General features: G+C 63.6%; 24 protein-coding genes and 1 riboswitch. Of the genes, 9 read left to right on the top strand and 15 right to left on the bottom strand.

The genetic code is table 11. From position 1 onward, the window contains the following. Window positions 1-4 precede the first annotated feature (4 nt). The 4 genes from K414_RS0105095 to lysX all read right to left on the bottom strand — a co-directional run bounded on the left by K414_RS0105095 (window position 5) and on the right by lysX (window position 6,142). Entirely contained in the window at window positions 5-406 is a 402-nt protein-coding gene (locus tag K414_RS0105095; protein ID WP_027494966.1) for a PPOX class F420-dependent oxidoreductase, read from the bottom strand. Between the two features lie 313 nt (window positions 407-719). Further along, window positions 720-1,724, bottom strand: a complete 1,005-nt coding sequence (locus tag K414_RS0105090; RefSeq protein ID WP_027494965.1) for a beta-ketoacyl-ACP synthase III — start codon at window positions 1,722-1,724, stop codon at window positions 720-722. Window positions 1,725-1,824: 100 nt separating this feature from the next. Next, window positions 1,825-2,721 (bottom strand): alpha/beta hydrolase, encoded by an 897-nt coding sequence (locus tag K414_RS0105085; protein ID WP_202595044.1) that lies wholly within the window; start codon window positions 2,719-2,721, stop codon window positions 1,825-1,827. Between the two features lie 109 nt (window positions 2,722-2,830). After that, window positions 2,831-6,142, bottom strand: a complete 3,312-nt coding sequence (lysX, locus tag K414_RS0105080; RefSeq protein ID WP_027494963.1) for a bifunctional lysylphosphatidylglycerol synthetase/lysine--tRNA ligase LysX — start codon at window positions 6,140-6,142, stop codon at window positions 2,831-2,833. A gap of 304 nt (window positions 6,143-6,446) precedes the next feature. Here lysX and K414_RS0105075 point away from each other — a divergent pair, with 304 nt between their 5' ends. Beyond that, on the top strand, window positions 6,447-7,418 hold the full coding sequence (locus tag K414_RS0105075; RefSeq protein WP_027494962.1) for a hypothetical protein: 972 nt from the start codon (window positions 6,447-6,449) through the stop codon (window positions 7,416-7,418). Here the strand turns inward: K414_RS0105075 and K414_RS0105070 are convergent. The 4 genes from K414_RS0105070 to K414_RS0105055 form a co-directional block, all read right to left on the bottom strand. After that, the gene (locus K414_RS0105070; protein ID WP_032367599.1) at window positions 7,400-7,954 is read right to left on the bottom strand and encodes a GNAT family protein; all 555 of its coding nucleotides are present in this window, start codon (window positions 7,952-7,954) and stop codon (window positions 7,400-7,402) included. The genes K414_RS0105075 and K414_RS0105070 overlap by 19 nt on opposite strands. 226 nt (window positions 7,955-8,180) lie before the next feature. Continuing rightward, a complete protein-coding gene (locus tag K414_RS0105065) occupies window positions 8,181-8,600 on the bottom strand; it encodes a TIGR03668 family PPOX class F420-dependent oxidoreductase (RefSeq protein ID WP_027494960.1) in 420 nt (139 codons plus the stop codon). A gap of 10 nt (window positions 8,601-8,610) precedes the next feature. After that, window positions 8,611-9,966: a bifunctional diguanylate cyclase/phosphodiesterase gene (locus tag K414_RS26090; protein ID WP_051364949.1), complete on the bottom strand. Its 1,356-nt coding sequence runs from the start codon at window positions 9,964-9,966 to the stop codon at window positions 8,611-8,613. A gap of 83 nt (window positions 9,967-10,049) precedes the next feature. Beyond that, window positions 10,050-11,096 carry a LacI family DNA-binding transcriptional regulator gene (locus K414_RS0105055; RefSeq protein ID WP_027494959.1) on the bottom strand — a complete coding sequence of 349 codons (1,047 nt, stop codon included), beginning with the start codon at window positions 11,094-11,096 and terminating at the stop codon, window positions 10,050-10,052. Window positions 11,097-11,142: 46 nt separating this feature from the next. Here K414_RS0105055 and K414_RS0105050 point away from each other — a divergent pair, with 46 nt between their 5' ends. The 4 genes from K414_RS0105050 to K414_RS0105035 all read left to right on the top strand — a co-directional run bounded on the left by K414_RS0105050 (window position 11,143) and on the right by K414_RS0105035 (window position 15,353). Next, window positions 11,143-12,342: an MFS transporter gene (locus K414_RS0105050; RefSeq protein WP_027494958.1), complete on the top strand. Its 1,200-nt coding sequence runs from the start codon at window positions 11,143-11,145 to the stop codon at window positions 12,340-12,342. Window positions 12,343-12,387: 45 nt separating this feature from the next. Continuing rightward, a riboswitch (cobalamin riboswitch) is annotated at window positions 12,388-12,452 on the top strand. Between the two features lie 65 nt (window positions 12,453-12,517). Further along, a complete protein-coding gene (locus tag K414_RS0105045) occupies window positions 12,518-13,546 on the top strand; it encodes an ABC transporter substrate-binding protein (protein WP_027494957.1) in 1,029 nt (342 codons plus the stop codon). Next, complete coding sequence (locus K414_RS0105040) at window positions 13,543-14,568, top strand: iron chelate uptake ABC transporter family permease subunit (RefSeq protein ID WP_027494956.1); 1,026 nt, start codon at window positions 13,543-13,545, stop codon at window positions 14,566-14,568. The genes K414_RS0105045 and K414_RS0105040 overlap by 4 nt, the downstream gene beginning before the upstream one ends. After that, window positions 14,565-15,353 (top strand): ABC transporter ATP-binding protein, encoded by a 789-nt coding sequence (locus K414_RS0105035; protein ID WP_027494955.1) that lies wholly within the window; start codon window positions 14,565-14,567, stop codon window positions 15,351-15,353. The genes K414_RS0105040 and K414_RS0105035 overlap by 4 nt, the downstream gene beginning before the upstream one ends. Before the next feature lie 80 nt (window positions 15,354-15,433). Here K414_RS0105035 and K414_RS0105030 read toward each other — a convergent pair whose 3' ends face one another. Continuing rightward, window positions 15,434-15,904, bottom strand: a complete 471-nt coding sequence (locus tag K414_RS0105030) for a nuclear transport factor 2 family protein (protein ID WP_027494954.1) — start codon at window positions 15,902-15,904, stop codon at window positions 15,434-15,436. A 290-nt stretch (window positions 15,905-16,194) separates the two neighbouring features. Between K414_RS0105030 and K414_RS26085 the strand changes: the two genes are divergently transcribed. Together K414_RS26085 and K414_RS0105015 are read left to right on the top strand one after the other, a co-directional pair. After that, window positions 16,195-16,740, top strand: coding sequence for a tetratricopeptide repeat protein (locus tag K414_RS26085; RefSeq protein ID WP_051364948.1), 546 nt, complete (start codon window positions 16,195-16,197; stop codon window positions 16,738-16,740). Continuing rightward, window positions 16,737-17,168, top strand: coding sequence for a PPOX class F420-dependent oxidoreductase (locus tag K414_RS0105015; RefSeq protein ID WP_027494953.1), 432 nt, complete (start codon window positions 16,737-16,739; stop codon window positions 17,166-17,168). Before K414_RS26085 ends, K414_RS0105015 begins: the two co-directional genes overlap by 4 nt. Window positions 17,169-17,262: 94 nt before the next feature. Here the strand turns inward: K414_RS0105015 and K414_RS0105010 are convergent, their stop codons facing one another. Continuing rightward, window positions 17,263-17,718 carry a DUF3237 domain-containing protein gene (locus K414_RS0105010; protein ID WP_027494952.1) on the bottom strand — a complete coding sequence of 152 codons (456 nt, stop codon included), beginning with the start codon at window positions 17,716-17,718 and terminating at the stop codon, window positions 17,263-17,265. 1 nt (window position 17,719) lies between these two features. After that, window positions 17,720-18,238, bottom strand: coding sequence for a phenolic acid decarboxylase (locus K414_RS0105005; RefSeq protein ID WP_197077467.1), 519 nt, complete (start codon window positions 18,236-18,238; stop codon window positions 17,720-17,722). 60 nt (window positions 18,239-18,298) lie between these two features. On the opposite strand from K414_RS0105005, the gene K414_RS0105000 reads away from it, so the two are divergent. Further along, window positions 18,299-18,742, top strand: coding sequence for a MarR family transcriptional regulator (locus K414_RS0105000; RefSeq protein WP_027494950.1), 444 nt, complete (start codon window positions 18,299-18,301; stop codon window positions 18,740-18,742). A 115-nt stretch (window positions 18,743-18,857) separates the two neighbouring features. On the opposite strand, the gene K414_RS0104995 is transcribed toward K414_RS0105000, so the two are convergent. The 3 genes from K414_RS0104995 to K414_RS0104985 all read right to left on the bottom strand — a co-directional run bounded on the left by K414_RS0104995 (window position 18,858) and on the right by K414_RS0104985 (window position 21,298). Further along, a complete protein-coding gene (locus tag K414_RS0104995) occupies window positions 18,858-19,352 on the bottom strand; it encodes a hypothetical protein (protein ID WP_196248563.1) in 495 nt (164 codons plus the stop codon). A 117-nt stretch (window positions 19,353-19,469) separates the two neighbouring features. Beyond that, entirely contained in the window at window positions 19,470-20,339 is an 870-nt protein-coding gene (locus tag K414_RS0104990; RefSeq protein WP_027494948.1) for an AraC family transcriptional regulator, read from the bottom strand. Window positions 20,340-20,428: 89 nt separating this feature from the next. Then, window positions 20,429-21,298 carry a helix-turn-helix transcriptional regulator gene (locus K414_RS0104985; protein WP_027494947.1) on the bottom strand — a complete coding sequence of 290 codons (870 nt, stop codon included), beginning with the start codon at window positions 21,296-21,298 and terminating at the stop codon, window positions 20,429-20,431. Between the two features lie 129 nt (window positions 21,299-21,427). On the opposite strand from K414_RS0104985, the gene K414_RS0104980 reads away from it, so the two are divergent. After that, window positions 21,428-22,501, top strand: coding sequence for an aldo/keto reductase (locus K414_RS0104980; RefSeq protein ID WP_027494946.1), 1,074 nt, complete (start codon window positions 21,428-21,430; stop codon window positions 22,499-22,501). A 22-nt stretch (window positions 22,502-22,523) separates the two neighbouring features. On the opposite strand, the gene K414_RS28115 is transcribed toward K414_RS0104980, so the two are convergent. Next, window positions 22,524-22,985 carry a GNAT family N-acetyltransferase gene (locus K414_RS28115; RefSeq protein WP_027494945.1) on the bottom strand — a complete coding sequence of 154 codons (462 nt, stop codon included), beginning with the start codon at window positions 22,983-22,985 and terminating at the stop codon, window positions 22,524-22,526. Window positions 22,986-22,999 lie beyond the last annotated feature (14 nt).

Here is a 22,999-nt window from a genome sequence, read left to right as displayed (position 1 = left end):
ACGTCTACGAACCGACCTTGCCCCAGCCCACATACGCGTCGACGGTCACGTAACCGGTCACGCGCGGCTGATCGCGAACCGGATACCGCTCGCCGGTGTAATGCGTCGCGATGCGATCGATATCCACCAGATCCGGGTCGTCCTGCAATTCGATCGAACCGTGCACCGTCACATGCGTATACCAACTGGCCTCGTCCATCACCGAAATCGAGACCTTGGGATTCGCCCGAATGTGCTCCAGCCGCTTACGTGAAGCATCGAAATTGAGCACGATCTTCCCGTCCTCCCACAAAAACCACGTGGGCGCGGTGATCGGAGTTCCATCGGCACGAACCACCGCCATGACAGCGGGATTCGCCTTCTTCAGCAACTCGACAGCATCAACGGGCAACGGAGGCTTGGGCATGAACCAACCCTACGACCCGAGAGCTGACTCGGCCAGACCCTCGGCCCACGCACCCAGCCCGCCCGAGTCCACCCGCACCCAAGTCCACCCGCACCCAAGTCCACCCGCACCCAAGTCCACCCGCACCCAAGTCCACCCGGCCCGAGTCCAATCGCACCCACCCCACCCGGCCCGAGTCCAATCGCACCCACCCCACCCGGCCCGAGTCCACTCAACGTGACATTGACTGCCGAAAAGGCCACTGAATGTCACATCGAGTGGACTGCGGATAGGTGGACTGCGGGTGGGTGTGGGCTGCGGACGGGTGGAGTGATTACAGCTTCGGGAGTTTGACGACCTGTCCGGCGTAGGACAGTCCTGCACCGAAGGCGAGCAGGAGTGCGGTGTCGCCTGCTTTGGCTTTTCCGGTGCGCAGTAGTTCTTCCATTGCCAGGGGGATGGACGCCGCGGAGGTGTTGCCGGTTTCGGCGATGTCGTTGGCGACGGCGGTGCCTTCGTCCAGGTTGAGACTCTTCGCCAGCAGATCGGTGATGCGGCTGTTGGCCTGGTGAGGGATGAAGGCGTGCAGTTCGTCGGTTTTGATGCCGGCGACGTCGAGTACCTTCTGCGCGGCCTTGCCCATCTCGAATGCAGCCCAGCGGAAGACGGAGATTCCGTTCATCCTGATCCAGGGTCGTTCCATGTTGGCTGTCGTGATGTATTCGTACCAGTCCGTGGTCTGCACGATGGCGTCGGACTGCGAGCCGTCGGATCCCCATACGGCGGGTCCGATTTCGGTTTCGTCGCTCTGTCCGACGACGACGGCTCCGGCACCGTCGGCGAAGATGAAGCGGGTGGTGCGGTCGTACGGGTCGGTGGTGACGCTGAGCTGCTCGGCTCCGATGACGAGGACGTACTGCGAGGTCCCGGCCTTGACCAGGTCCGATGCGACGGCGAGTGCGTAGCAGAAGCCTGCGCATCCGGCGCAGATGTCGAACGCGGCCGGTCCTTTGGTGCCGAGTCCGTGGGCAACCTTGGCGGCTGCTTGGGGTGTCAGTTCGAGGTGTGTGGAGGTCGCGACGATGACGGTGTCGACCTGCTCGGCGGAGATGCCGCTGGCTTCGAGTGCTTTTCGGCCTGCCGAGATCGACATCTGGACGACGTTTTCTTCGGGGTCGGCGAATCGGCGGTTCTTGATGCCGGATCGCGTCTGAATCCACTCGTCGCTGGAGTCGATGAACTCGCAGATCTCATCGTTGGTGACTATTCGTTCGGGGCGGTGAACGCCCAGACCGAGCATCTTCGACTGTCGACCTTGCGTTGTGCTGATCGCACCCATCTTCAATTTCCTCTCGTGCTACCGCGCCATCGCCGAGCTTCGGCTCGGGTCTTGGGCTACGGGCTCGTCGACACACGTTACGTGCGTCGACGGGAGAGGTTCACACCAGTTCGGTGATGAGCGCCGCAACCTCGGCGGGTTTGTCGATCATGGCGTGGTGATGGGCGGGTATGACGACGGTGAAATCGGCTCGCAAGTATGTGGCCAGCTTGCGTTGGGTCTTGATCCATCTGCGTCCCCACGGGGACGGGCGTCCGGTGTGGGCGGCCGCGACGATAACGGGAACGACGAGTGGCAATCGCTTCCGAAGTCGGTTCAATTCGGCCGCGAGGTCCGGGTAGACGACATCTTCGACGAGTGCAGCCGTGAGATAGGTAGGCCTGCGGTAGATGTCGTCGACCCAGTCGACGACGTCCTTCGGTGTGCCGTCGGGCGGCGTCGCCTGGTTGAGTATCGGTCGGACGCGCGGGCCGACGAGCCGCTGAAGGCCCGTGCGGCTCAGTAGCGTCGACAGGGAATGCGCTGCGCGCACTCGCAGAGCCGCCGGAAGGATGCGGCGGGGGTCGGACTCGGCGCTCGAGTCCAGGAGAAGAACACCACGTATGCGTGACGGGTACAGCCGGGCCACCGCTTCTGCGTAGAAGCCGGCAATCGAGTGACCCGCGACGACGGCCGGCTCGGTGACACCGAGCGCGTCGAGGACGCCGACGATCCTGTCGGCCTCGCCGCGGACGGTGGGAGTAGCACCATCGGGTAGAGGGTCGCTGAGTCCGAAGCCGGGGCGGTCGAGAACCACGACATGATGTCGGGCGCTCAAGATATCGACGGTGTCGTTCCAGTCGAACCAGTTACTGCCCAAGCCGCCGCAGAGAACGATCGTGGGGCCGGTTCCCCGGACGAACAGATGCAGACGTTGCCCGTCTACTTCGACGTACTGCCCGGGAGGATGTTTCACGGGAAACAATGCCTCGCGCTCAGTTCGGTTCCCGTGATCCATATGTTCGTCCCCACCATAAATAGCCGACTCGTAGTTTGTTTGAGCCTCCAGTTTCCATCATTCACCCCGTTTTGCAACTTTCCCGTGGAGGATCGCCTCGGGAAGACCGTCATTGTCGCGGTTTGGCCAGCGGAAATGCGAGTGTCTCGCGAATGCTGCCGCCGGTGATGAGCATGACGACGCGGTCGACGCCCATGCCGAGGCCGCCGGTCGGGGGCATCCCGTGCTCGAGCGCCTGCAGGAAGTCCTCGTCCAAGCTCATCGCTTCTTCGTCGCCACCCGCAGCCAGCAACGACTGCTCGGTGAGGCGTCGACGTTGATCGACGGGATCGGTCAGCTCGCTGTAGGCCGTGCCCAATTCGACCCCCCACGCCACCAGGTCCCACTTTTCAGCGACGCCGGGGATGCTCCGATGCGGTCTCGTCAACGGCGACATCGACGTCGGGAAGTCCTTGTAGAAGGTGGGAAATTCGGTGTAGTCCTCCACCAGGTGCTCGTACATGCCCTGGGCGACGGCACCCGCGTCCCACGACTTCTCGTACGGGATGTCGTTCTCGTCGCACAGCCGCTGCAGCTCGTCCAGGGGCGTCGACGGCTCGACGGGAACACCCAATTTTTCGGCGACGGCACCGTGCAGTGTCTTGACGGGCCATTCCCCAGAGATGTCGATCTCGATCATCTCGCCGTCCGGGCCGTCGGGACGCAGAATGATTTCGCGGCCGTGCGCTGCGACGGCTGCACGCTGAATCAGTTCGCGGCACAACACCATTGCGCGCTCGTAGTCACTGTGTGCCTCGTACGCCTCGAGGATCGTGAACTCCGGATTGTGCTTGAAGTCCGCTCCTTCGTTACGGAACACTCGCCCGATCTCGAAGACTTTCTCCATGCCGCCGACGCACAGCCGCTTGAGATAGAGCTCCGGTGCGATGCGCAGGTACAGATCCAGGTTGTAGGCATTGATGTGGGTGACGAACGGGGCAGCGTTCGCACCGCCGTGTACCTGCTGCAGGATCGGTGTCTCGACCTCCATGTAGCCGCGATCGCTCAGTGAATCACGAAGCGACTTCACCACATTCGAGCGTGCGATCATCAGCGCGCGCGCATCGCGGTTGATCGCCAGGTCCACGTACCGCTGCCGTACTCGCGCTTCCGGATCGGTCAGACCGCGGTACTTGTCGGGCAGAGGGTGCAGGCATTTGGCGTTCATTCGCCACTCGGTGGCGAGCAGCGACAGCTCACCACGCCTGCTGTATCCGATGGTGCCACTGACTTCGATGAGGTCACCCAGGTCGAAGTCGGCATCGAATTCCTCGATTCTGTCGCCGACGCGTTCGCGGTCGAACAGCACCTGAATATCGGCCGACCAGTCCCGGATGACGGCGAACGACACGCCGCCGTAGTCGCGAATGCGCAGTATTCGACCCGCGATTCGGACCGTCGTGCCCTGGGGCGATGCCGCCGCTTCACCGACGGTGTGCGTCGGGGGATAAGCGACGGGATAGCCCTCGATGCCGTCGCTTTCGAGACGATCGAGTTTGGCCATGCGCACGCGTACCTGGTCGGGACGTTTACGGCCGGGCACGGTGTCGTCTGCGGGAGTCTCGGGTCCGCTGCCGTCGGGATGAATGTCCTCGGCGTCGACCAACGCTGCGGGCACCGCGACGTGGGACCCGGTGTGCTTCGAGGCGCGCCGAAAGGTCGGCAGAGTCAAGAAGCCTTCGGCGATGGCCGACGCGACACCGACCTTCGGCAGCACCCGATTGTCGGCGAAGCACAGGTAGCGCGGCTCCCATTCCGGCAAGTACTTCACATTCGAGCGATACAGCGCCTCGAGCTGCCACCAGCGCGAGAAGAACACCAATACACTGCGCCAGATTCGCAGGACCGGACCGGCCCCGATCCGACTGCCCTCCTCGAACGCAGCACGGAACACCGCGAAGTTCAGCGAAATCTTGCTGACACCGAAATGATCTGCGCCGGTGGCCAGTTCGGTCACCATCAACTCGATGACACCGTTCGGCGACGCCGGATCGCGGCGCATCAGGTCCAACGACGCGCCGGTCCGACCCCACGGCACCAGCGACAGAACACCGACGATCTTCTCGCCCTGAACCGCCTGCACCAGAAGACAATCGCCGTCGAGCGGATCGCCCAACCGGCCCAGCGCCATCGAGAAACCACGCTCGGTCTCGGTATTGCGCCACGCATCCGCGCAGGCAATGATCTCGTCCATCTCCTCGGCCGGAATATCGCGATGACGACGCACGGTGACCACGACACCCGCTTTACGAGCCCGGTTGACGGCCTGACGCACGGGACGCATCTCGCGTCCATTGAGGTTGAAATCTTTGGTTTTCAGGATTGCTTCGTCGCCGAGTTCGAGAACACTCAGGCCGGCCCGCTTGTAGGCCGTGGCCCCGATCTCGCTGGCCCCCATGACAGCTGGGGTCCAGCCGTACTTCTCGGCCAGGTCGAGCCATTCGGATATCGCATGTGGCCACGCCTCGGGGTTGCCGATCGGGTCACCACTGGCCAGACACACCCCGACCTCGACGCGATACGTCACCGCCGCCTTGCCGCTGGTGGCGAAGATGACGCCCTTGTCGCGGCGGGTCGCGAAGTAGCCGAGGGAATCGTCGGCACCCCACTTGTCGAGCAGGCCGCGCAGAGCCGACTCGTCGCGCCCGGTCAACGCATTGCTCGACCGCTGCGACCGGAACAACGTGACCACGGCACCGAGCAACGCCAGCGCTCCGAACAGTCCCAACGCCGTATTGACGAAACCGTTCGGCCTACCGTCGAACTGCTCGTTGTCCACCGTCGCCAACGCCGTCACCCTGTTGAACGCCCACAGGAACGTCTGACCCTCCGGCAACGAACCCGGGAACAACGCCACCAACGCCCACCCGACAATCGTGCCGACGGCCGCCCCCAGCACGAGCACCCCGAGCGCCTTCCACACCGCACCACGCCGAACCCGCGTGTAGAACTCCTTGCGCGACGCGATCAGCAGACCCGTCACGACGACATGAACCGCCAACGCAATCCACGAACTGACGTTCTTGTCCTCGATGCCCTCCGCGACATTCGTGATCGCCAACAACACCAAATAAATCGTCAGCAACCACCACGCAATACGCTTCCGACTCGCCAACGCCGCCGCCAACAACCCGACAACCAACGCCCACGACAAACTCGTATCCGGAGCATCGAAGTAATACGTGTCGACATACTCCCGCGGCGCATGAACCAGATACCGCAAAGTGGGCGACAGACTCCACAGAAACAACGCCGCCGCGAACACACCGAGCACCAGCCCCGCGATATGCGGAACCTCACTCAACCGACCGCGCTGCGGCGGCGAAAACAACCGTGGTGCCGTAGTACCCGACCGATCCGAGGGAACTGCTGTCGCCGTCATGTCTCACTCCCGAAATAAGAACGCACGAGTTGCAAGATAGACGGTATCCCCGCTGAGGTGGGTGGGTTGCCTGTTGCCGCCCCGCCGTCCACTCAATGTGACATTTGGTGGCCTTTCCGGCAGTCAATGGCACATCGAGTGGACTCGCGGCCGGTCACGAGAGCGCGCCTGGCCGTGCTCGAGTCAGAGTGTGGGCGACCCCTCCTGTATGCGTTTGTCCACAGGTATTCGGTTATCCACAGGGCTGTTGATAGTGCGACGTCGGGTGCGATCGGTGTCCGGCCGAGCGTGCACGATCGTCTGTATGAAGAGGGGCGGCGCACGGGTCGATGCGAGGGTAATTGCGGCCGCATCGGATCGCGGGCTGGTGCGGACTGCTCATCTTCTCGAACTCGGCGTCGCGTCGAAGACGATTGTTCGGCGCACGCTGCCGGACGGTATCTGGTCACGGGCGCTACCTGGCCTGGTGTTCTTGAAGAACCGTTCGCTGACGCCCTTGGAGCGGGCGGTTGCCGCGTCCATCTACTGCGGTCGTGATGGCGTCATCAGTGGTCGGGCCGGGCTGGCGTTGCATGGTCTCGGTACATCCGGCTCGTTCGAGGAGACGTTCGTGCTCATCCCCGAGGCGCAGCACCGCAGGTCCGTGAGCTTCGCCGCGGTGGAACGTACGTGGCGGATGCCGACGGCGGAAAGTAAGTCGGGTCTTCCCGTCGCGCCGGTTGTTCGGTGTTTGTGCGACGCGATTCGTCGCATGAAGAACGCCGAGCAGTGCATGGCGCTCGTTGCCAGTGTCGTTCAGCGGGGTGCCGCAACGATCGAGGCGATCATGAAGGAACTGGACGCCGGCACCACGCGTGGAACCGCGATGCCTCGTCGAGTACTTCGCGAACTGGCCGCCGGCGCGCACTCCGTTGCCGCAGCACACGCGCAGAAGTTGTACGCGCGCAGCGGTCTTCCCCCGATGACTCACAATGTCGCGGTACGCGACGAGTCGGGCAGGTTGCTGCTGGTGGCCGACAATTGGCTCGACGATGTGGCCCTCGACTGGGAGATCGACTCGCTCGAATATCACCTGTCACCCGCGGCGCACCGCGCCACCGTGGAACGACGGGAGCGCGCTCAGAACGCGGGCATCATTGTCGTGACTCACCTGCCGAGCGATATTCGCGACGATCCGGAACGTGTTCTCTCCGACCTGCGGTCTCGGTACCGACAGGCGCTCGCGCGTCCGCGCCCCCACGTCACCGTCGACCCGTCCTACCGCCGATCGGGCTGATACACCCAAATCATGTGGTCCCCGGTTTCGGCCGCAGCGGCCAAGGCTCGCGGCTCGATCCTGTCGAGGACGAAACCCAGCCGACGCGGAACGGCTCGACTCCTCGAATTGGCTGCATCACAATGAATTTCGACGCGATCGACGTCGGCGAGTTTCAATGCCTCTTGCGTGAGGGTCGCGGTGGCTTCGGAGATGATGCCGTCACCCTCGGCTGCACTGTCGAGCCAGTACCCTATTTCGATCCCACCCGGTCCGACTCGTCGGTGCAATGCAATCTTCCCCAGGAATGCGCTGGTGGATCGACCGAAAATCCCGTAGTCGTACATTTCGTCGGCGTCCCACAGCTTCCGGCTTTCCGCGATGCGGACGATCTGCGCCGACCTGTTTGCAGCGTCCTCGGTGGCCCAACCGAGCCACGGCAGCAGGCGGACCCGATTTCGGTCGATCGCCTCGGCTATGACAACAGCATCGTCTGCCGTCTCGCGTCGAACCACGAGACGGTCGGTGACAATCCGAACGGGAGGTTTGCTGACCATTGCGACAGTCTGACTCCCTGCTACTGCCGATTCCACTGGTTTTCGGTGCCCTCCGACCCACGTGCAGTCCACTCGATGTGCCATTGACGGTCGAAAGGGCCACCGGATGTCACATTGAGTGGTCAGACGGTAGTGGTGTCAGACGGGAGTGGTCAGCCGGGAGTGGTCAGACGGTAGAGGTCTGGCGGTGGGGTGGGCGATGCTTGGGGGAGAGGAAGTAAAACGATCAGGAAGCTGACCACGATCTCCAGGACAGTTTGTCGATGACGATGACCGGCCCCTCGGGTCGGTTGTTCTTGTATTGGCTGTATTTCGCGACGAGGGTGTCGGTACCGACTGTGCCTTCGGCGCTTCCCGCGTCGACGATGCGGGCGTTGCCGTCGGCGCGTATCCACCAGAGTTGGGACCAGTCGTCGGAGTAGTGGTCGACGATGAGGCTGACAGCGGGGTCGGCGTGGATGTTCTCGAGTCGCTGCAGTTTCTGGGTGGTTTTGGGTTTCCAGTCGATGGCTGTGTAGATGCGATCGCCGGTGGGCGCGACAGCGAAGACGATGGGGACCAGGTGTGGTGTGCCGTTGGGGTTGATGGTGGAGAGTTGGGCGCGGGGTGCGTCGGTGAAGCGTTGAATTTCGTTGTCTATCTTCACGTTCGGTTCCTCATGCGGATTCGCTGTGGCTGCTGTGTCGGGTGATGTATTGCTCCAGTTCGGCGACGGGCATGGGTCGTCCGAGGAGGTGTCCTTGGCCGAAGGTTACGCCCATGTCGGTGCAGATTCGGAGTTGTTCGGTGGTCTCGATGCCTTCGATGACGGTGTCTTTGCCGAGGGTGGTGGTGACGTCGACGAGGGCGGTGCAGAGGGTGGTCATGGCGCGGCGTCGGTGCAGGTTGGTGCTGTCGAGGTGTTGGGTGAGGGATCTGTCGATTTTGAGGATGTCGACGGGCAGGGTGGCGAGTCGTTCGAGGGAGGAGAAGCCGGAGCCGAAGTCGTCGATGGCGATGAGGACGCCGTGGCGTTGGACGTCGCGGAGTTGGTAGTGCACGGCGTCGAGGTCGTGCAGCGTCTGCGATTCGGCGAGTTCGAGTGCGAGTCGACCGCGTTCGATGCCGTGGGCGTCGACGATGTCGATGACGTCGGTGGCCAGGGTTCCTGCGGCGAAGTGCGCGGGGCTGACGTTGACACCGACCTGGAGCATGATCGCTCGGGATTGCCAGTCGGCGATGGTTGCCGCGACGTCGGTGAGAATCCACATGCTCAGGGGGATTATCAGGTCGTTGTCTTCGGCGAGGGGGATGAAGGCGTCGGGCATCAGGAGTCCGAGTTCGGGGTGGTTCCAGCGAACGAGGGCTTCGGCTCCGACCACGGCTCCGGTCGCGAGTTCGACGATGGGTTGGTAGACCATGGTGAGCTCGCGCGCGGTCATGGCGACTCCGCGCAGTCGTTCGAGGAGCTCGAGCCGAGTGCGGTTGGTGTGGTGCAGCTCGTCGGAGAAGATGTGATGCCGGTTGCGGCCGGTGGCTTTGGCGGCATGCATCGCGGCGGTGGCGTTGTGTACCAGCTGGGTGGCGCGATCGGTGCTGCCGGTGGTGGACGCGACACCGACGCTGGCGGTGAGGGTGAGTTGACGGCCGCCGAGCTCGAAGGGGGGCTCGAAGATGCTGGCGAATCCCGCGGCCATCGCTCGGGCTGCCAGGGAATGGCAGCCGTAGGCGACGATGACGAATTCGTCCCCGGTGAGTCGGCCGATAGTGTCGCCGGGTCGAGTCGATGCGGTGAGTCGGTCGGCGACCATGCACAGCAGCTCGTCGCCCTGGGCCGGTCCGAGCGCGTCGTTGAATTCACGGAAGCCGTCGATGTCGACGAGGAGGACGCTGAAGTGCTGGTCAGGGCCTAGGTCGACCAGCGCGGCGGTGATGGTGGCCAGGATTTCGTCCCGGTTCGCAAGCCCGGTGAGGGCGTCGAGCGTCGGGTTGGGGTCGGCACGGCGGAGCGGGGTGTCGTGTTCTCGACTCACAGTGCCCCCTCGTAGCCGGACGGCCACCGGCGATACTAGCCGAAGAGTTTGCTTAACGCCTATAAACGGGGAGCGCGCCCTTTTTACTGGCCCTCACGCAGCGTGCCCGTCGACCCTCGCGTCTCGATGTTCCACATCGCGGCGTCGACGGCGTCGCTGAGACCGAGCACCCACCGGGCCGCCGATCGGCCCTGGTCGAACAACGATTGCGCGACGGTGGTCAAGTGGGCCGCCGCCGCTGCAGGGGAGTCGTCCCATCCGGTCAGTGCGACGTGGCCGGGAATGTCGATACCGGCACCCGTCGCCGCGTCGAGTGCGCCGAAGGCAAGTTCGTCGCTCATCGCGAATATCACATCGACGACGTTGTCGCGCAACAACAGTCGCGCTGCCCGTGTGCCCTCTTCGCGCGAATTGTGGGTGGTGAACAGCGTCGGTACCGTCGACCACTCGATACCTCGACGCATGCACGCATCGCGGTAGCCCTCGAGTCGTGCGCGGGTCACCGGCATCGAGATGCCCGACGCGTCGGCGCCCTGCACCACCGTCGATTCGCGTCGCGAATCGGGTCGCAGTGCAACGATCGCGGGCCGACGCCGATTGCGCAGAGCAATGGTGGCGATCGCGTCGGCGGCCGCGCGGTCGTCGATTCCGATGGAGTGCAATCCCGGATGCTGGGGGCCTCCCTGGACGCAGGTGGGTCGACCGGTGCCGACGAGCACGTCGAGGACGGGGTCGTCGACGCCGGTGGTCCAGACGACGTAGCCGTCGACCTGCGCGTCGCGAATTCTCGCAATATCGCTGTCGCGGTGCAGGTTCGGCAACATCACCAGCGCGGTGTCGGCGTCGAGACACGCGTCGGCGATGCCCGAGAGGAACCGTCGGGCCTGGGGATCCTCGAAGGCATAGGTGAGTTTTTCACCGAGTACAACGCCGATGCTGTTGTGCTTTCCGCTGCGGAGCGAGCGTGCCGCACGGTTGGGGCCTGCGTATCCGAGGGCCGCCGCCGCTGCGTGGACGCGGTCCCGGGTGGCAGGCGAGACGCGGTCGGGTTGGTTGTAGGTGTACGAGACGCTCATGGTGGAGACTCCCGCGGACGTCGCGACGTCGGCCATCGTCACCCGATTGTTCACGGGGTCACCTTAGCGTGCGTCGACGATCTGTGTAACGATACACAGTATGTCGTCGCCCCTCCCCAAGCTGCTGGTTCTCGGTGCAGCCGCCTTCATCTATGTCACGGCCGAAACGTTGCCCGTGGGTCTGCTTCCGGAGATCTCGGGCGATCTCGGCGTCGGCGAATCCGCTGTCGGTCTGCTGCTGACCTTCTACGCATACGGCGTCGCCGTCATGACCATGCCGTTGATCAGGTTCGTACGCGACTGGCCGCGGCGACGGGTCGTCGTCATCACCGTTGCGGCACTGGTCTTTTCGCAACTGCTGTCCGCGGTGTCCGTCGGGTACCCGATGCTGGTGCTGTCGAGGATGCTGTGCGCGGCCACCCACGGAGTCTTCTGGGCCGTGGTCGCACCCGTCGCGGCGTCACTCGCACTTCCCGGTAAGCAAGGAAAAGCGATCGCCACGGTGTACGCCGGCACCTCGTTGGCGTTGGTCGCCGGAAATCCGATCACCGCGGCCATGGGTCAGTGGTTCGGGTGGCGCACTGCTGCAACGATTCTCGGTGTCGTTGCCGCCGCTATCGCGGTGGCGCTCTACTTCGTCCTCCCCGCACTACCGGTCACCCGGGCAGCTGCGGGCAACAAGAAATCATCGCGCGTGCTCGACGGCACCCTGGCGATCCTGTGTGGAGTGACGTTCCTGGCCGTCCTCGGCCATTTCGCCGCGTACACGTACTTCTCGCTCATCGTCGATCGCGCAATCGGTTCGGCCGGAACCACTCTGACGCTGATGTTGATGCTCTACGGTTTGTTCGGGGTTGTCGGTATCTGGGTGATAGGCAGAACGTACGACCGTTGGCCGCGGCCCTCCACCATCGCAGCTCTGGGTGTCGTCGCGGCTGCGACGGCGATCCTGTGGGGCACCCTCAGCGCAGCACCGGGCAGCCTGGCCGTCCTTGCTGTCGGGGCGATCGCGTTGTGGGGTCTGGCCTTCACCACACTGCCGGTCTGCATCCAGTCCGCCGTGGTTCGGGCCGCCCCTGCCGACGCCGACAAGGCGTCGGCGCTCTATGTCGTCGCCTTCCAACTGGCCATTGCCACCGGGGCCCTGGTGGGAGGCGTCGTCGTCGACGCCAGGGGCATCGGGGCGGTGACCGCTGCGGCGACGATCCTGGTGGCTGTGGCACTCACCGTCGTAGTGGTCGCGCGCAGAGCCTTTCCGAGCTCGTATCCGTCGGTACCGGTCTCGACGCCGGCGCACTGACCTCGCGGGCCACTCGCGCGATAGGGTCAGCACGCGACGAACGAGGGAATCCGGTGCAATTCCGGAGCTGGCGCGCAACGGTGACGGGTGAGAGCTCGAAGTCCGAATGCTCGGACGTCGTGATCGAACCCCACCCGCGGCTCCGCGACACGAGCCCCAAGCAGGAAGCTCTTCGATGCGTACCTCTCTCGCCGCACTAGGCGCTGTCTCCATCCTTCTGGTCTGCGGTTGTTCGACCGCGTCGACCCCCGACGCGTCCACCGACACCTCCGGGAACTATCCCCTGACCATCGAGAACTGCGGACGCGACGTCGTCGTCGACGCACCACCGCAACGCGCGGTGTCGTTGAACCAGAGCTCGACGGAAATACTGCTCTCGCTCGGCCTCGCAGACCGTATGGTGGGCACCGCCACCTGGACCGACCCGGTCCGCTCGAACCTCGAATCCGAGAACGCCAGGGTGCCGAGGCTCGCGGACAACAAGCCATCGCTCGAGGTCGTGTTGGATACCGAGCCCGACTTCGTGTCCGCGTCCTTCGGCGGCACCCTCGGACCCGGGGGAGTCGCAGATCGGAGCAGGTTCGAGCAACTCGGCGTCCCGAACTACCTCTCGCCCACCGACTGTCAGGGCAAGACGGACGAGAGCGTCAATTCCGACGGTGCTCGCACGGAGCCGTTGGTGATCGACACCGTCTATCGGGAGATTCGTGATCTCGCGGCGGTCTTCGACGTGCGAGACCGTGGCGAGCGCCTGGTCGCCGAACTGCAGGATCGGTTCGAGAAGGCCTCCGGTTCGGTCGACGCGTCAGGTGTGTCGTTGGCCTACTGGTTCGCCGACACCGATACGCCGTACATGGCCGGTTGCTGCGGATCGTCGGGCATCATCACCGACTCCGTCGGCGCCGAGAACATCTATGCCGATACCACCGACGAATGGCCACAGGTCAATTGGGAGAGTGTGCTCGATCGCAACCCGACTGCACTGGTGCTCGCAGATCTGAGCCGACGCAGTATCGCCGGGGACGCCCTGGACAGCAAAATCGGCTTCCTGGAGTCGAATTCGGTCACGAACCGAATGCCCGCCGTCGAGAACAAGCGGTACATCGTCGTCAACGGTGCCGATCTGAACCCGTCCATTCGGACGATCGACGGTGTCGAGAAAGTTGCGGCCGCCCTGCAGGATTGGGGAATGGCGTCGCGATGAGCCGCACCGATCGCGGGGTGCTCGTCCCACTGCTGCTCGCAGGATCGGCGTTGTTGGTGCTCTCGATCGGCGTCGCCGTCACCATCGGACCCGCGAACGTGTCGGTGCCCGACGTGTATCGAGTGATACTGACGCACATGGGTATCGGGAGTTCGGGAGTCGGTCGCATCCAGGACGGAATCGTCTGGGAGCTGCGCCTGCCCCGGACCTTGCTGGCCGCCGTGTGCGGCGCGGGTCTCGCGCTGTGCGGGGCGATCATGCAATCGCTGCTGCGCAACCCTCTCGCCGATCCCTTCGTCCTGGGCATTTCGTCCGGTGCATCCACCGGAGCTGTCCTCGTCGCGGTTCTCGGCGTCGGCGGTGGCGCATTGTCCTTGTCCACAGGGGCATTCGCCGGTGCGCTGCTCTCGTTCGTCCTGGTGATGCTGCTGGCCGCAGGGGCAGGCGGTGGAAACGACCGCGTGGTGCTGGCCGGGGTTGCGGGGACGCAGCTGTTCTCGGCCTTGACGTCGTTCATCGTCATTTCCTCGGCCGACGCCGAACAGACACGCGGCGTGCTGTTCTGGCTCCTCGGATCGCTGAGCGGTGCCGACTGGACGGACGTGGTGCTGTGCGGATCGGTTGCGCTGCTCGGAATGGTGTTGTGTCTGTTCAACACTTCGGCCCTCGACGCCTTCACATTCGGGCACGACGCGGCCGCGTCCCTCGGTGTTCCGGTCAAGTGGGTGCGAATCCTGTTGTTGGTCATCACCGCACTGATCACGGCCTCGCTCGTCAGCGCCGCCGGAGCCATCGGGTTCGTGGGTCTCGTTCTGCCGCACGCCGCCCGTTTTCTCGTCGGCGCGCGGCATCGACGACTGCTGCCGACGACGGTGGTCATCGGCGCGATCTTCATGGTGTGGGTCGACACCATCGCCCGAACGCTGTTCGCCCCGCAGGAAATACCCGTCGGAGTGGTGACCGCACTCATCGGCGTGCCGGCATTCGCGCTCATTCTGTTTCGGCTCAGGAGGTCCCGATGACGTTGCACGTGAACAACATCCAGTGGACCCGCGGCGGGAACCCGATTCTCGACGGCATCAGCTTCGCACCGGAACCGGGCGAGACCATCGGGCTCATCGGCCCCAACGGCTCCGGCAAATCGTCGCTACTGCGCATCCTCGCCGGCATCGTGGCACCCGACAGCGGCGACGTGCTGCTCGACGGAAAGAACCTGCGCACCCAACGTCGTCGCAGCATCGCCCGCCGCGTAGCAATGGTCGACCAACACTCCGACACCGACGTCGACATCACCGTCCGCGACGTCGTACGCCTTGGCCGCATCCCCCACCACGGCATCCTCGGCGGAGACACAGCAGCCGACGACGCCGCGATCGAACAGGCACTCACCGACACCGCCATGGCGTCGAAAGCCACCCGACGCTGGCACACCCTCTCCGGTGGAGAGCGCCAGCGCGCCCAGATCGCACGGGCCCTCGCTCAACAACCCACCGAACTACTGCTCGACGAGCCGACCAACCACCTCGACATCCAACACCAACTCGACATCCTCACCCTCGTCGCAGGACTACCCCTGAGCAGTTACATCGCCCTCCACGACCTCAACCTCGCCGCCATGTTCTGCAACCGCATCATCGTCCTGAACAACGGCACCATCGTGGCATCGGGAACCCCACACGAAGTGATCACCGAACACCTGGTGCGCGAGGTGTACAACGTGCACGCCAGCGTCTCGCATACCGACGACTACCCCCAGGTGACCTATCGCCGCCCCCGACCGACCGCCCCCGGAGTCCACTCGATGTGACATTGACCCCCGAAAAGGCCACTAGATGTCACATTGAGTACCGGGGGGAAGGGGCGAACTGGGGGGAGGGGAGACCGAATCTAAAGTTGGCGCAATTTTCGCTCGAATGCGTCGATGCGCGTGGTGTCCTCGAAGAAGTCCTCTTGCGAGACGATTTTGCCCCAGCTGGTGCGGACAAGGAGCACCGTTCGGTTGCTGTACAACTCGGTGCCGTCGGCTGCGTGTGCTTGGTCGTCGAAGCGGACGAGGAGGGTCATGCGCCAGGGGGCTCCGCCGCTGTAGATTTCCGTGACCTGTCCGCGGATGCCGGCGGCGACGAAGTCCTGGAAGAACTTTTCGATTGCCGGTCGTCCGCGGTGGGTGCCCGACCATCGGCTGTCACCGTCGGCGAATTTGAGCACCGCGTCTCGGTGGAACGACGAGAGCAGTGGGCGATAGTTTCCGTTGTTGAGCGCCTCGATGTCTCGCTGCAACTTGAGGGTCAGCACTCGCATCAGCAGAAGCTTGCATGCGAAGGCCGTCGAGATGCCGGCCAGAAATCTCAGTTGCATGGCTATACGTTTGCTTACCGTTCACCGACGTGTCAATCGAGTGGGACGTTTCGAGACCCGGCTTCACCCAGGTCGGTGGTGGTGCTGTTCACCATCTTTTCGAGTTCGCAGCCCGGCCGATACCGTCGATGACGACTCACACCGATCGTGTACTTCGCTTCGGTTCAGAGAACATCACAGAGTGAAGGTTCCAAGCGTAGGCATGCTCTGCAAGGATGGACTGGTGAGGGGACGAACGTGAGCGCATATCGTTCGTCGGTCGCAGGCCGGCCGAATCCCGGGGGGCCCAGATGGACTCCATAGCTGCGTTCTGGTGCCACGCAGATGACGGCGAGCCTGCTCTGATGCGGTCGGAGATGAATCAGTTGCTCTCGGCGACAAGGCTTTCCCGAGCACGGACACTGTTCGAACGTGCGTCGCTCGAGGATTTTCTGGGCGAAGAATCGGCTGCGATTCCGTTGTACGAGGCGTCGCTGTCGAGTGGGCTCGAGTCCGTGCACGAGAGCAAGGCCAGAATTCAGCTCGCCAGTTCGCTGCGTAATGTCGGGCGACTCGAGGACGCGTCGCGTGTGTTGGAAGACTTCGAGTTTTCCGACGAATTCTCCTCTGCGCGAGATGCATTCATGGCCCTGATCCTGTGGGATCTGGGCGATGGTGCTGGCGCGCTGAAGGCGGCACTGCAGGCAGCGAAGCCTGCGCTCGGCACATACCGTCGCGCAATCGGAACTTATGCCGACGACCTCCGTACCGACAGGCCGAGGAACAGCGGCACCGACGACCGTGTTGCCCACCATGATCGTGCCAGTTCGTTCGACGACCCCGAGGTGAAGCCATGACCAGCGGAGCATTCGATCCACACGACCTCCTCGAGCGCAGCCGACTCGGCGTACTCGCCACGATAAAAGCGAGCGGCCTGCCGCAACTGTCGCCGGTGACGCCGTTCTACGATCGCACCGAGCGAACAATCAAGATTTCGGTCACCGAAGGACGAGCGAAAACGGCCAACCTACGCCGAGACCCGCGCGCTGCACTCGAAGTGACCAGCGCCGACGGCAAGGCCTGGGCAACAGCAGAAGGAACCGTCACCCTCACCGGACCGGGCGCGAACCCGAACAGCCCCGAAATCGATGCGCTGGTCGACTACTACCGCGCCGCCGCCGGAGAGCACCCCGACTGGAACGAATACCGCGCCGCAATGGCCGCGGATCGCCGCGTACTGGTGACCATCGCCGTCGACCACGTCTACGGCGAAAGCATCTCCTGATCGCCCCGGCAGTCCACTCGATGTGCCATTGACCCCCGAAAAGGCCACTGAATGTGCCATTGAGTGCGCTGGGGTCGGTGCACATCCGCCTCCGTCATGTGAGTTGGTAGACGTCCAGTTCGACGGAATTCGGTAAACGTTCACCGGTGGCCACGAAGAGTGTTCCGTTCATCCAGCTGAGGGAGTCGGCGGACGTCGACAGTCGGGGAATGGTGCGGAAGTAGATTCGGTCGGCGGGAACCTGCTCGCCGCGAGTCAATGCGTCGATGTCCTGTTCGCTGCCGGTGCGAACCCCGACGTTGTGGACCGAGATCCGTTCGCCTGTGTCGGTCTCGAGTGCATATCGGGCGTCGAGTTCGGTGACAGTGGCCGATCTGAGGACCTGGTGGTCGGCGCCGCCGGCCAGGACGCGTCCTCGTATCACCGGCCCGTCGACGGTCCCACCGAGGATCGGCACGAGGCGTCGATGTCCGTCGCTGACCTGGCCGAGATCGATGGGCTCCCCGACCGTGACGGACAGGTGCGCGACGAACGTCAGATCGGGGCGCACGTCAGTTCGTTCGGTCCGCGAAGCCGTCGGGAAGATCGCCAGGTGCGACGGACACGATGGTCTCGTCGTCGGCTCCGACGTTCTCGAAGAGCGTGATCGTGGCGAACTCGGGGACGACATAGATGGGGTAGGTCGGTCCGGCGTCGCGGTACGCACGCATTTCGTCGAGGTGATCGTTCTGGTAGAGGACCGTTTTGGTGCCGTCCAATTCGATCCACTGCGGGAAGAAGATGGTTCCGTGCAGACGACGCTTGCCTGGGATGACGTTGACGACGACCGAGGTTCCGGTGGGCTCGTTCCACGAGATCTTGTAGACGTCGTCGTCGAGCTGGACGAGATCGACTTCCTGGTCCTTGACCCAGCGTCCGCCGACCATGCCGGTGTGAATTCGGTAGTCGATCGTGGTCGCGTTCTTGACATACATCTCGTACTGCCAGCTGTTGGCGTACGTGTAGATGAAGCGATGCCCGACGATGCCGCTCAGATCTTGGCTGGGGATGGGGTTCTCGACTGTGGTCATGGTCTTCATTTTGTCACAAAACTATGTTTGCGGCAAAACTATCTGTGCGATCATCGACGCATGGACTCCACCGCAACGGAACTGGGCCGACAGCTGGGGCCCCTGCGGCGATCACTGCTCCGGGCGACGCGGGATGTCGCGCAGCTGCCCGACATCGCCGACTCGCACATCGAGGTGATGCGAGCCCTCGCAGCAGAACCGTCCATGAGTCCGGGACGCCTCGCCACCCGCCTCAACCTGGCCCGATCCACCGTGAGCAACCTGATCAGAGCGATGGTCGACGCCGGCCTGGTGGAAAGATCGATCACCGCCGGTGACCTTCGAGGGGCGACACTCACCGCATCGCCCAAAGCTGTGAAGCTCCTCGCCGAATACGACGCGGCGAGCTCCCGAGTACTCGCGGACGCACTGGACGAACTGAGTCGACACAACCGCGAAGCCATCGCCGCAGCTCTGCCGGCCTTGGCGAAAATCACCAGCATCCTCTCCCGCCGCAGCTCCTGATTCTCGGCGGCGCGCCCGCACCCACGCAGTCCACTCGATGTGCCATTGACCCCCGAAAAGGCCACCGAATGTCACATTGAGTACCGGGATGTCGTACTAGTGCTCCCTGTTTCGATCAGCGACGCGTGTTGATGTCGAGGACAAGCCGAGGAGTGCGCATCTGACCGACTGTCGACCACCAGCGGTGTGCGGGATACGACAGTCGAACCACGAAATAGTTGACGAATTCGACAACCGCGAACAGCCACACGACGAGCAGTGCGACGCCAATTCCGGCGCTCGACGGGAACCATACGACGACACCGATGAGCCCAGCCGCCAACAGTGGGACGTTTGCGACTCGACATACGCGATAGAGCGCCCGAATGACCGGTGGCATCGGGTTGAGTTCGACCCAGGATCGCGCCATCAACCAGTAGATCCCCGCCTGCACGAGGACGGCGAGCAACGGGATGAGAGCGGACCACATGGCGAGAGACTCCTCTCGACCGTCGAGCCGTGGTTCTGCCATGGTGAGCGCAATCGAAGCAAACACCGCTGCGGCGGACAGCTCACCCAGGCCGAGCGACAGATACCGTCGCCGCAACTCGTTCCGGCGACTACTGGACATCACGCCAGATTAGTCATGAGTTGGCACCGACACCCGCCCCCACAGTCCACTGGATGTGCCATTGACCCCCAAAAAGGCCACCAAATGTCACATTGAGTGACCAGGGCGGGCGGGAAGTCATTGGTTGCGGGCAACCGGGATCCAGAGTTCTCCGGCTCCCGATGACCAGTCGGTGTTGTTCTCGGTGACGGTCAGAATTTCCGGGCCGGGGGCGATGTGGAAGGGGTGGGAGGGGAACCACTCGCTGAATGCGTCGGCCCAGAGTTGTTGTAGTGCTGGGGCGAGTGCGGTGTCGCTGCGTGTTTCGAAGACCGCCCATGTCGATGCGGGGACGCTGAGGGAGTTCAGGTCGGCCGGTATGGGGGCTGTGGTGGCGACGGCGAAGTAGTAGTCGAAGAGACTGCCGTCGGTTCGGTCGGCCTCGAAGCCATCGCTGACGAAGAGGATGTGGGGGAGTTCGGGCAGGTCGGCGTGTCGGCGGAGTTGTTCGCCGAATCCGGTGGGCAAGGTCTGGTGGAACTGGGTCATGGCGGTGTTCTCGCCGTGGAATGTGAGGGGGATTCGCGTCGATTTGCCGATGATGTGGAATGCGGGCAGTTCGGTGATGCGGTAGTCCATGGTGCTCTTTCCTTCGATGGTCAGGTGAAATGCCAGTGGTGGTCTGGAGCGGAGGGTGGTCCCTGGCTTGCGGGCGTGGGATGGTGTGACCCCGTGCATGTCTCGGAATGCGCGAGTGAATGCGTCGCCGCTGTAGCCGTATTTGGTCGCGACGTCGAGCACCCCGACGCCGTCGAGAATGTCTTTGGCTGCCAACGACATTCGTCGTTGTCGGATGTACGCCGACAGTGGGATTCCGGCCAGTGCGGAGAACACGCGTCGAAAGTGATAATCGGACGTGAGGGTGATGCGAGCGAGCTGTGCCGGGTCGATGTCGTGATCGAGGTTGTCCTCGATGTAATCGAGTGCTGCATTCCATCGTTCGAGCATGTGCCGGTGGCCTTTCCTTCGTTCTGGTGACAACGATAGGGAGGCGCAGGCACGGTTGGCTCGACTTTTCGAGCCCGGCTGGGTCGGGTTCAGATGGTGCGCAGATGCCGTCCGCGTCGCCGAGCACGGAGGCGACCGAGTTCGGCCAACGCGGCATGCGATTGTGCGTCGGCCGGGCGATAGACGATCAATCGAAGATCCGGGTCGCCGAGTGGAGTGAGGACGTCGAACGTCACGGTCACCGGGCCGACGAGCGGGTGCCGCATCGGCTTGTCTCCCCGGCTTCGTATCGATACTTCTCGTGATTGCCAGTATCGCGAGAATTCGGCACTGCCGTGTTGGAGTTCGTCGATCAGCAGGGCAAGGTGAGTGTCGTGCGAGTGGTCGACCCACGCGGCACGCAAATCGGCGACGGCACCGCGGACGACGTCGTCGCGTGACTCGTAGAAGCCATCGAATGATGTGTCCAAGAAGCACATTCGGAGGACATTACGACTCTCGGCGGGCCGTTCGTCTATGTCGAGCAGCAGGGCGGCCATGGTTTCGTTGATGGCCAGGATGTCGAGTCTGTAATCGAGGACCATGGCAGGCAGGGGCTCGACGTCGTGTACCAACTGGGCGATTCCGTCGGGAATCTTTCGGTCGGTGGGCCGTTCGGGTGCACGATGCCCCGCCAACGTGAACAGGTAGCCCGTCTGGTCGCCGGACAACTTCAAGGCCCTCGACAGTGATCCCACCACCTGGGCGGACGGTCGGATATCACGGGCCTGCTCGAGCCGCACGAGATAGTCGACGCTGACACCGGCGAGCGCGGCGACCTCCTCGCGCCTGAGTCCGGGGGTCCGGGAGGCCCCGATCCGTGGCGGCAGACCGACGTCGGACGGAACGAGCGCTTCACGTCGAGACCGCAGGAAGGCCGCCAGTTCTCGGCGGGCCATCTCCGGTGGCGTCGTGGTCATTCCACACAGCGTAGGTCAATTCGGACCACTCAGCCTGGTATCGCGCGTCCCAGGATGACCATGACCTTCCCGCTTCTCGACCGGACCGGCACTGTGAGCCGGACGGATCGATCGAGAAGGAGACACACGATGACACGGATGGACGACTATCGACTCCTGGGACGCTCGGGACTGCGCGTGGCACCGTTGTCGTTGGGGGCCATGACATTCGGGGACGCCTGGGGGTGGGGAGCCGACAAGCAGGAGTCGAAACGCATCTTCGACGCTTATCTGGACCTCGGAGGCAACATGATCGATACCGCGAACATCTACACCGACGGTCAATCGGAGCGGTATCTGGGGGAATTTCTCGAAGGTTGTCGCGACTCGGTTGTCGTATCGACCAAATATGCGGCGACGCGCGATCCGGCGGACCCGAATGCGGGTGGCGGCGGGAGAAAGAGCCTGCGTGGTTCGGTCGAGGCCAGTTTGCGGAACCTGGGCACCGACTACATCGATCTGATGTACCTGCACGCATGGGACGGTGTGACGCCGAGCGACGAGATCATGGCCGCCCTCGGTGATTTGGTGCAATCGGGAAAAGTTCTCTACCTCGGCATTTCGGATACCCCGGCCTGGGAGGTCGCGCGAATGCAGACCCTTGCGCAGCTACGCGGATGGCCACCGCTGTCCGCACTGCAGGTCGAGTACAGCCTGATCGAGCGCACTACCGAACGCGAGTTGTTACCGATGGCAGCAGATCTCGGTCTCGGTGTGGTTCCGTGGTCACCCCTCGGCGGGGGTGTGTTGACGGGTAAGTACACCGCTGCCGACATCGAAGGGGCGAGCTCGAATTTGCCGGCGGGCAGTCGGCGCGATCACGCGAGGTCGAACCGAACACTGACCGAACGTGGTTTGCGCACAGCCGACGTCGTCGTCGAGGTGGCAGAAGAGTTGGGTGCGACTCCGGCCCAGGTGGCGTTGGCATGGACGCTGCTGCATCCCGCCGTCGTCAGTTCGTTGATCGGTGTGCGGACGGCAGAACAGTTGCGGCACAACATCGGTGCCCTCGATGTCGTCTTCGACGAGTCGCAGTTGATGCGGCTGCATTCGGTCAGCGCCATCGACATGGGGTTTCCGCACGAATTCCTGACGCGTCCGATGGTCCGCGGGGTCACGAGTGGGCGAACATCGGTGCGCCCACGTCCGCCGCGGTCCTGGTGATCGGACCTGGTGAGCAGTCGAATCAGGACGACGGTGATCGACGATAGGTCAACGGATCACCGTCGTGCACGACTGTGAACCCTGCCTTCTCCAGCACTCTTTGCGACGCGGCATTGCCGCGTGCGACTGTCGCAACCATTGCGAGGTTGCCCACGGTCTCGCGGACCTCGCCCAGCATGTGCCCAGCACAGCCGCGTCCCCAGTGGTCCGGATGCACCCAGTAGCCCACCTCGACGTGATCGGCTCGACGGATGAGGCTCAGCAGTCCGACCGGTACCGCGTCTTCGACTCCGATCGACCACATGGGCAGGTCGGGTGTATCGAGGTCCGTCGTCGCCAGTGCTCGGCTGAATCGACGGTCGAAATAAGTTCTTGTCCAGGGCTTTCCGTCGCCCACCCACCGCATGACGGTGGCGTCCGAGGCCATCGAGTACAGGAATTCGGCATCCGTAGCGGCTGCCGGCCGTAGCCGGGTCGACGTCACAACCGCCGACCATC

Source organism: Rhodococcus sp. JG-3 (genome assembly GCF_000482405.1).
GTDB lineage: Bacteria > Actinomycetota > Actinomycetes > Mycobacteriales > Mycobacteriaceae > Rhodococcoides > Rhodococcoides fascians.
This window is presented reverse-complemented; position numbering and strand designations above follow the sequence as displayed.

What these genes read in the sequence shown, in the direction of transcription:
- K414_RS0105035 (WP_027494955.1), top strand. Translation starts at nt 14,565, where the DNA reads ATGACGTTGCACGTGAACAACATCCAGTGGACCCGCGGCGGGAACCCG.
- K414_RS0105005 (WP_197077467.1), bottom strand. Translation starts at nt 18,238, where the DNA reads ATGACCACAGTCGAGAACCCCATCCCCAGCCAAGATCTGAGCGGCATC.
- K414_RS0105085 (WP_202595044.1), bottom strand. Translation starts at nt 2,721, where the DNA reads ATGGATCACGGGAACCGAACTGAGCGCGAGGCATTGTTTCCCGTGAAA.
- K414_RS0105040 (WP_027494956.1), top strand. Translation starts at nt 13,543, where the DNA reads ATGAGCCGCACCGATCGCGGGGTGCTCGTCCCACTGCTGCTCGCAGGA.
- K414_RS0104995 (WP_196248563.1), bottom strand. Translation starts at nt 19,352, where the DNA reads ATGTCCAGTAGTCGCCGGAACGAGTTGCGGCGACGGTATCTGTCGCTC.
- K414_RS0104980 (WP_027494946.1), top strand. Translation starts at nt 21,428, where the DNA reads ATGACACGGATGGACGACTATCGACTCCTGGGACGCTCGGGACTGCGC.
- K414_RS0105015 (WP_027494953.1), top strand. Translation starts at nt 16,737, where the DNA reads ATGACCAGCGGAGCATTCGATCCACACGACCTCCTCGAGCGCAGCCGA.
- K414_RS26085 (WP_051364948.1), top strand. Translation starts at nt 16,195, where the DNA reads ATGGACTCCATAGCTGCGTTCTGGTGCCACGCAGATGACGGCGAGCCT.
- K414_RS0105030 (WP_027494954.1), bottom strand. Translation starts at nt 15,904, where the DNA reads ATGCAACTGAGATTTCTGGCCGGCATCTCGACGGCCTTCGCATGCAAG.
- K414_RS0105095 (WP_027494966.1), bottom strand. Translation starts at nt 406, where the DNA reads ATGCCCAAGCCTCCGTTGCCCGTTGATGCTGTCGAGTTGCTGAAGAAG.
- K414_RS0105075 (WP_027494962.1), top strand. Translation starts at nt 6,447, where the DNA reads ATGAAGAGGGGCGGCGCACGGGTCGATGCGAGGGTAATTGCGGCCGCA.
- K414_RS0105000 (WP_027494950.1), top strand. Translation starts at nt 18,299, where the DNA reads ATGGACTCCACCGCAACGGAACTGGGCCGACAGCTGGGGCCCCTGCGG.
- lysX (WP_027494963.1), bottom strand. Translation starts at nt 6,142, where the DNA reads ATGACGGCGACAGCAGTTCCCTCGGATCGGTCGGGTACTACGGCACCA.
- K414_RS0105045 (WP_027494957.1), top strand. Translation starts at nt 12,518, where the DNA reads ATGCGTACCTCTCTCGCCGCACTAGGCGCTGTCTCCATCCTTCTGGTC.
- K414_RS0105070 (WP_032367599.1), bottom strand. Translation starts at nt 7,954, where the DNA reads ATGGTCAGCAAACCTCCCGTTCGGATTGTCACCGACCGTCTCGTGGTT.
- K414_RS0105050 (WP_027494958.1), top strand. Translation starts at nt 11,143, where the DNA reads ATGTCGTCGCCCCTCCCCAAGCTGCTGGTTCTCGGTGCAGCCGCCTTC.
- K414_RS0104985 (WP_027494947.1), bottom strand. Translation starts at nt 21,298, where the DNA reads ATGACCACGACGCCACCGGAGATGGCCCGCCGAGAACTGGCGGCCTTC.
- K414_RS0104990 (WP_027494948.1), bottom strand. Translation starts at nt 20,339, where the DNA reads ATGCTCGAACGATGGAATGCAGCACTCGATTACATCGAGGACAACCTC.
- K414_RS0105090 (WP_027494965.1), bottom strand. Translation starts at nt 1,724, where the DNA reads ATGGGTGCGATCAGCACAACGCAAGGTCGACAGTCGAAGATGCTCGGT.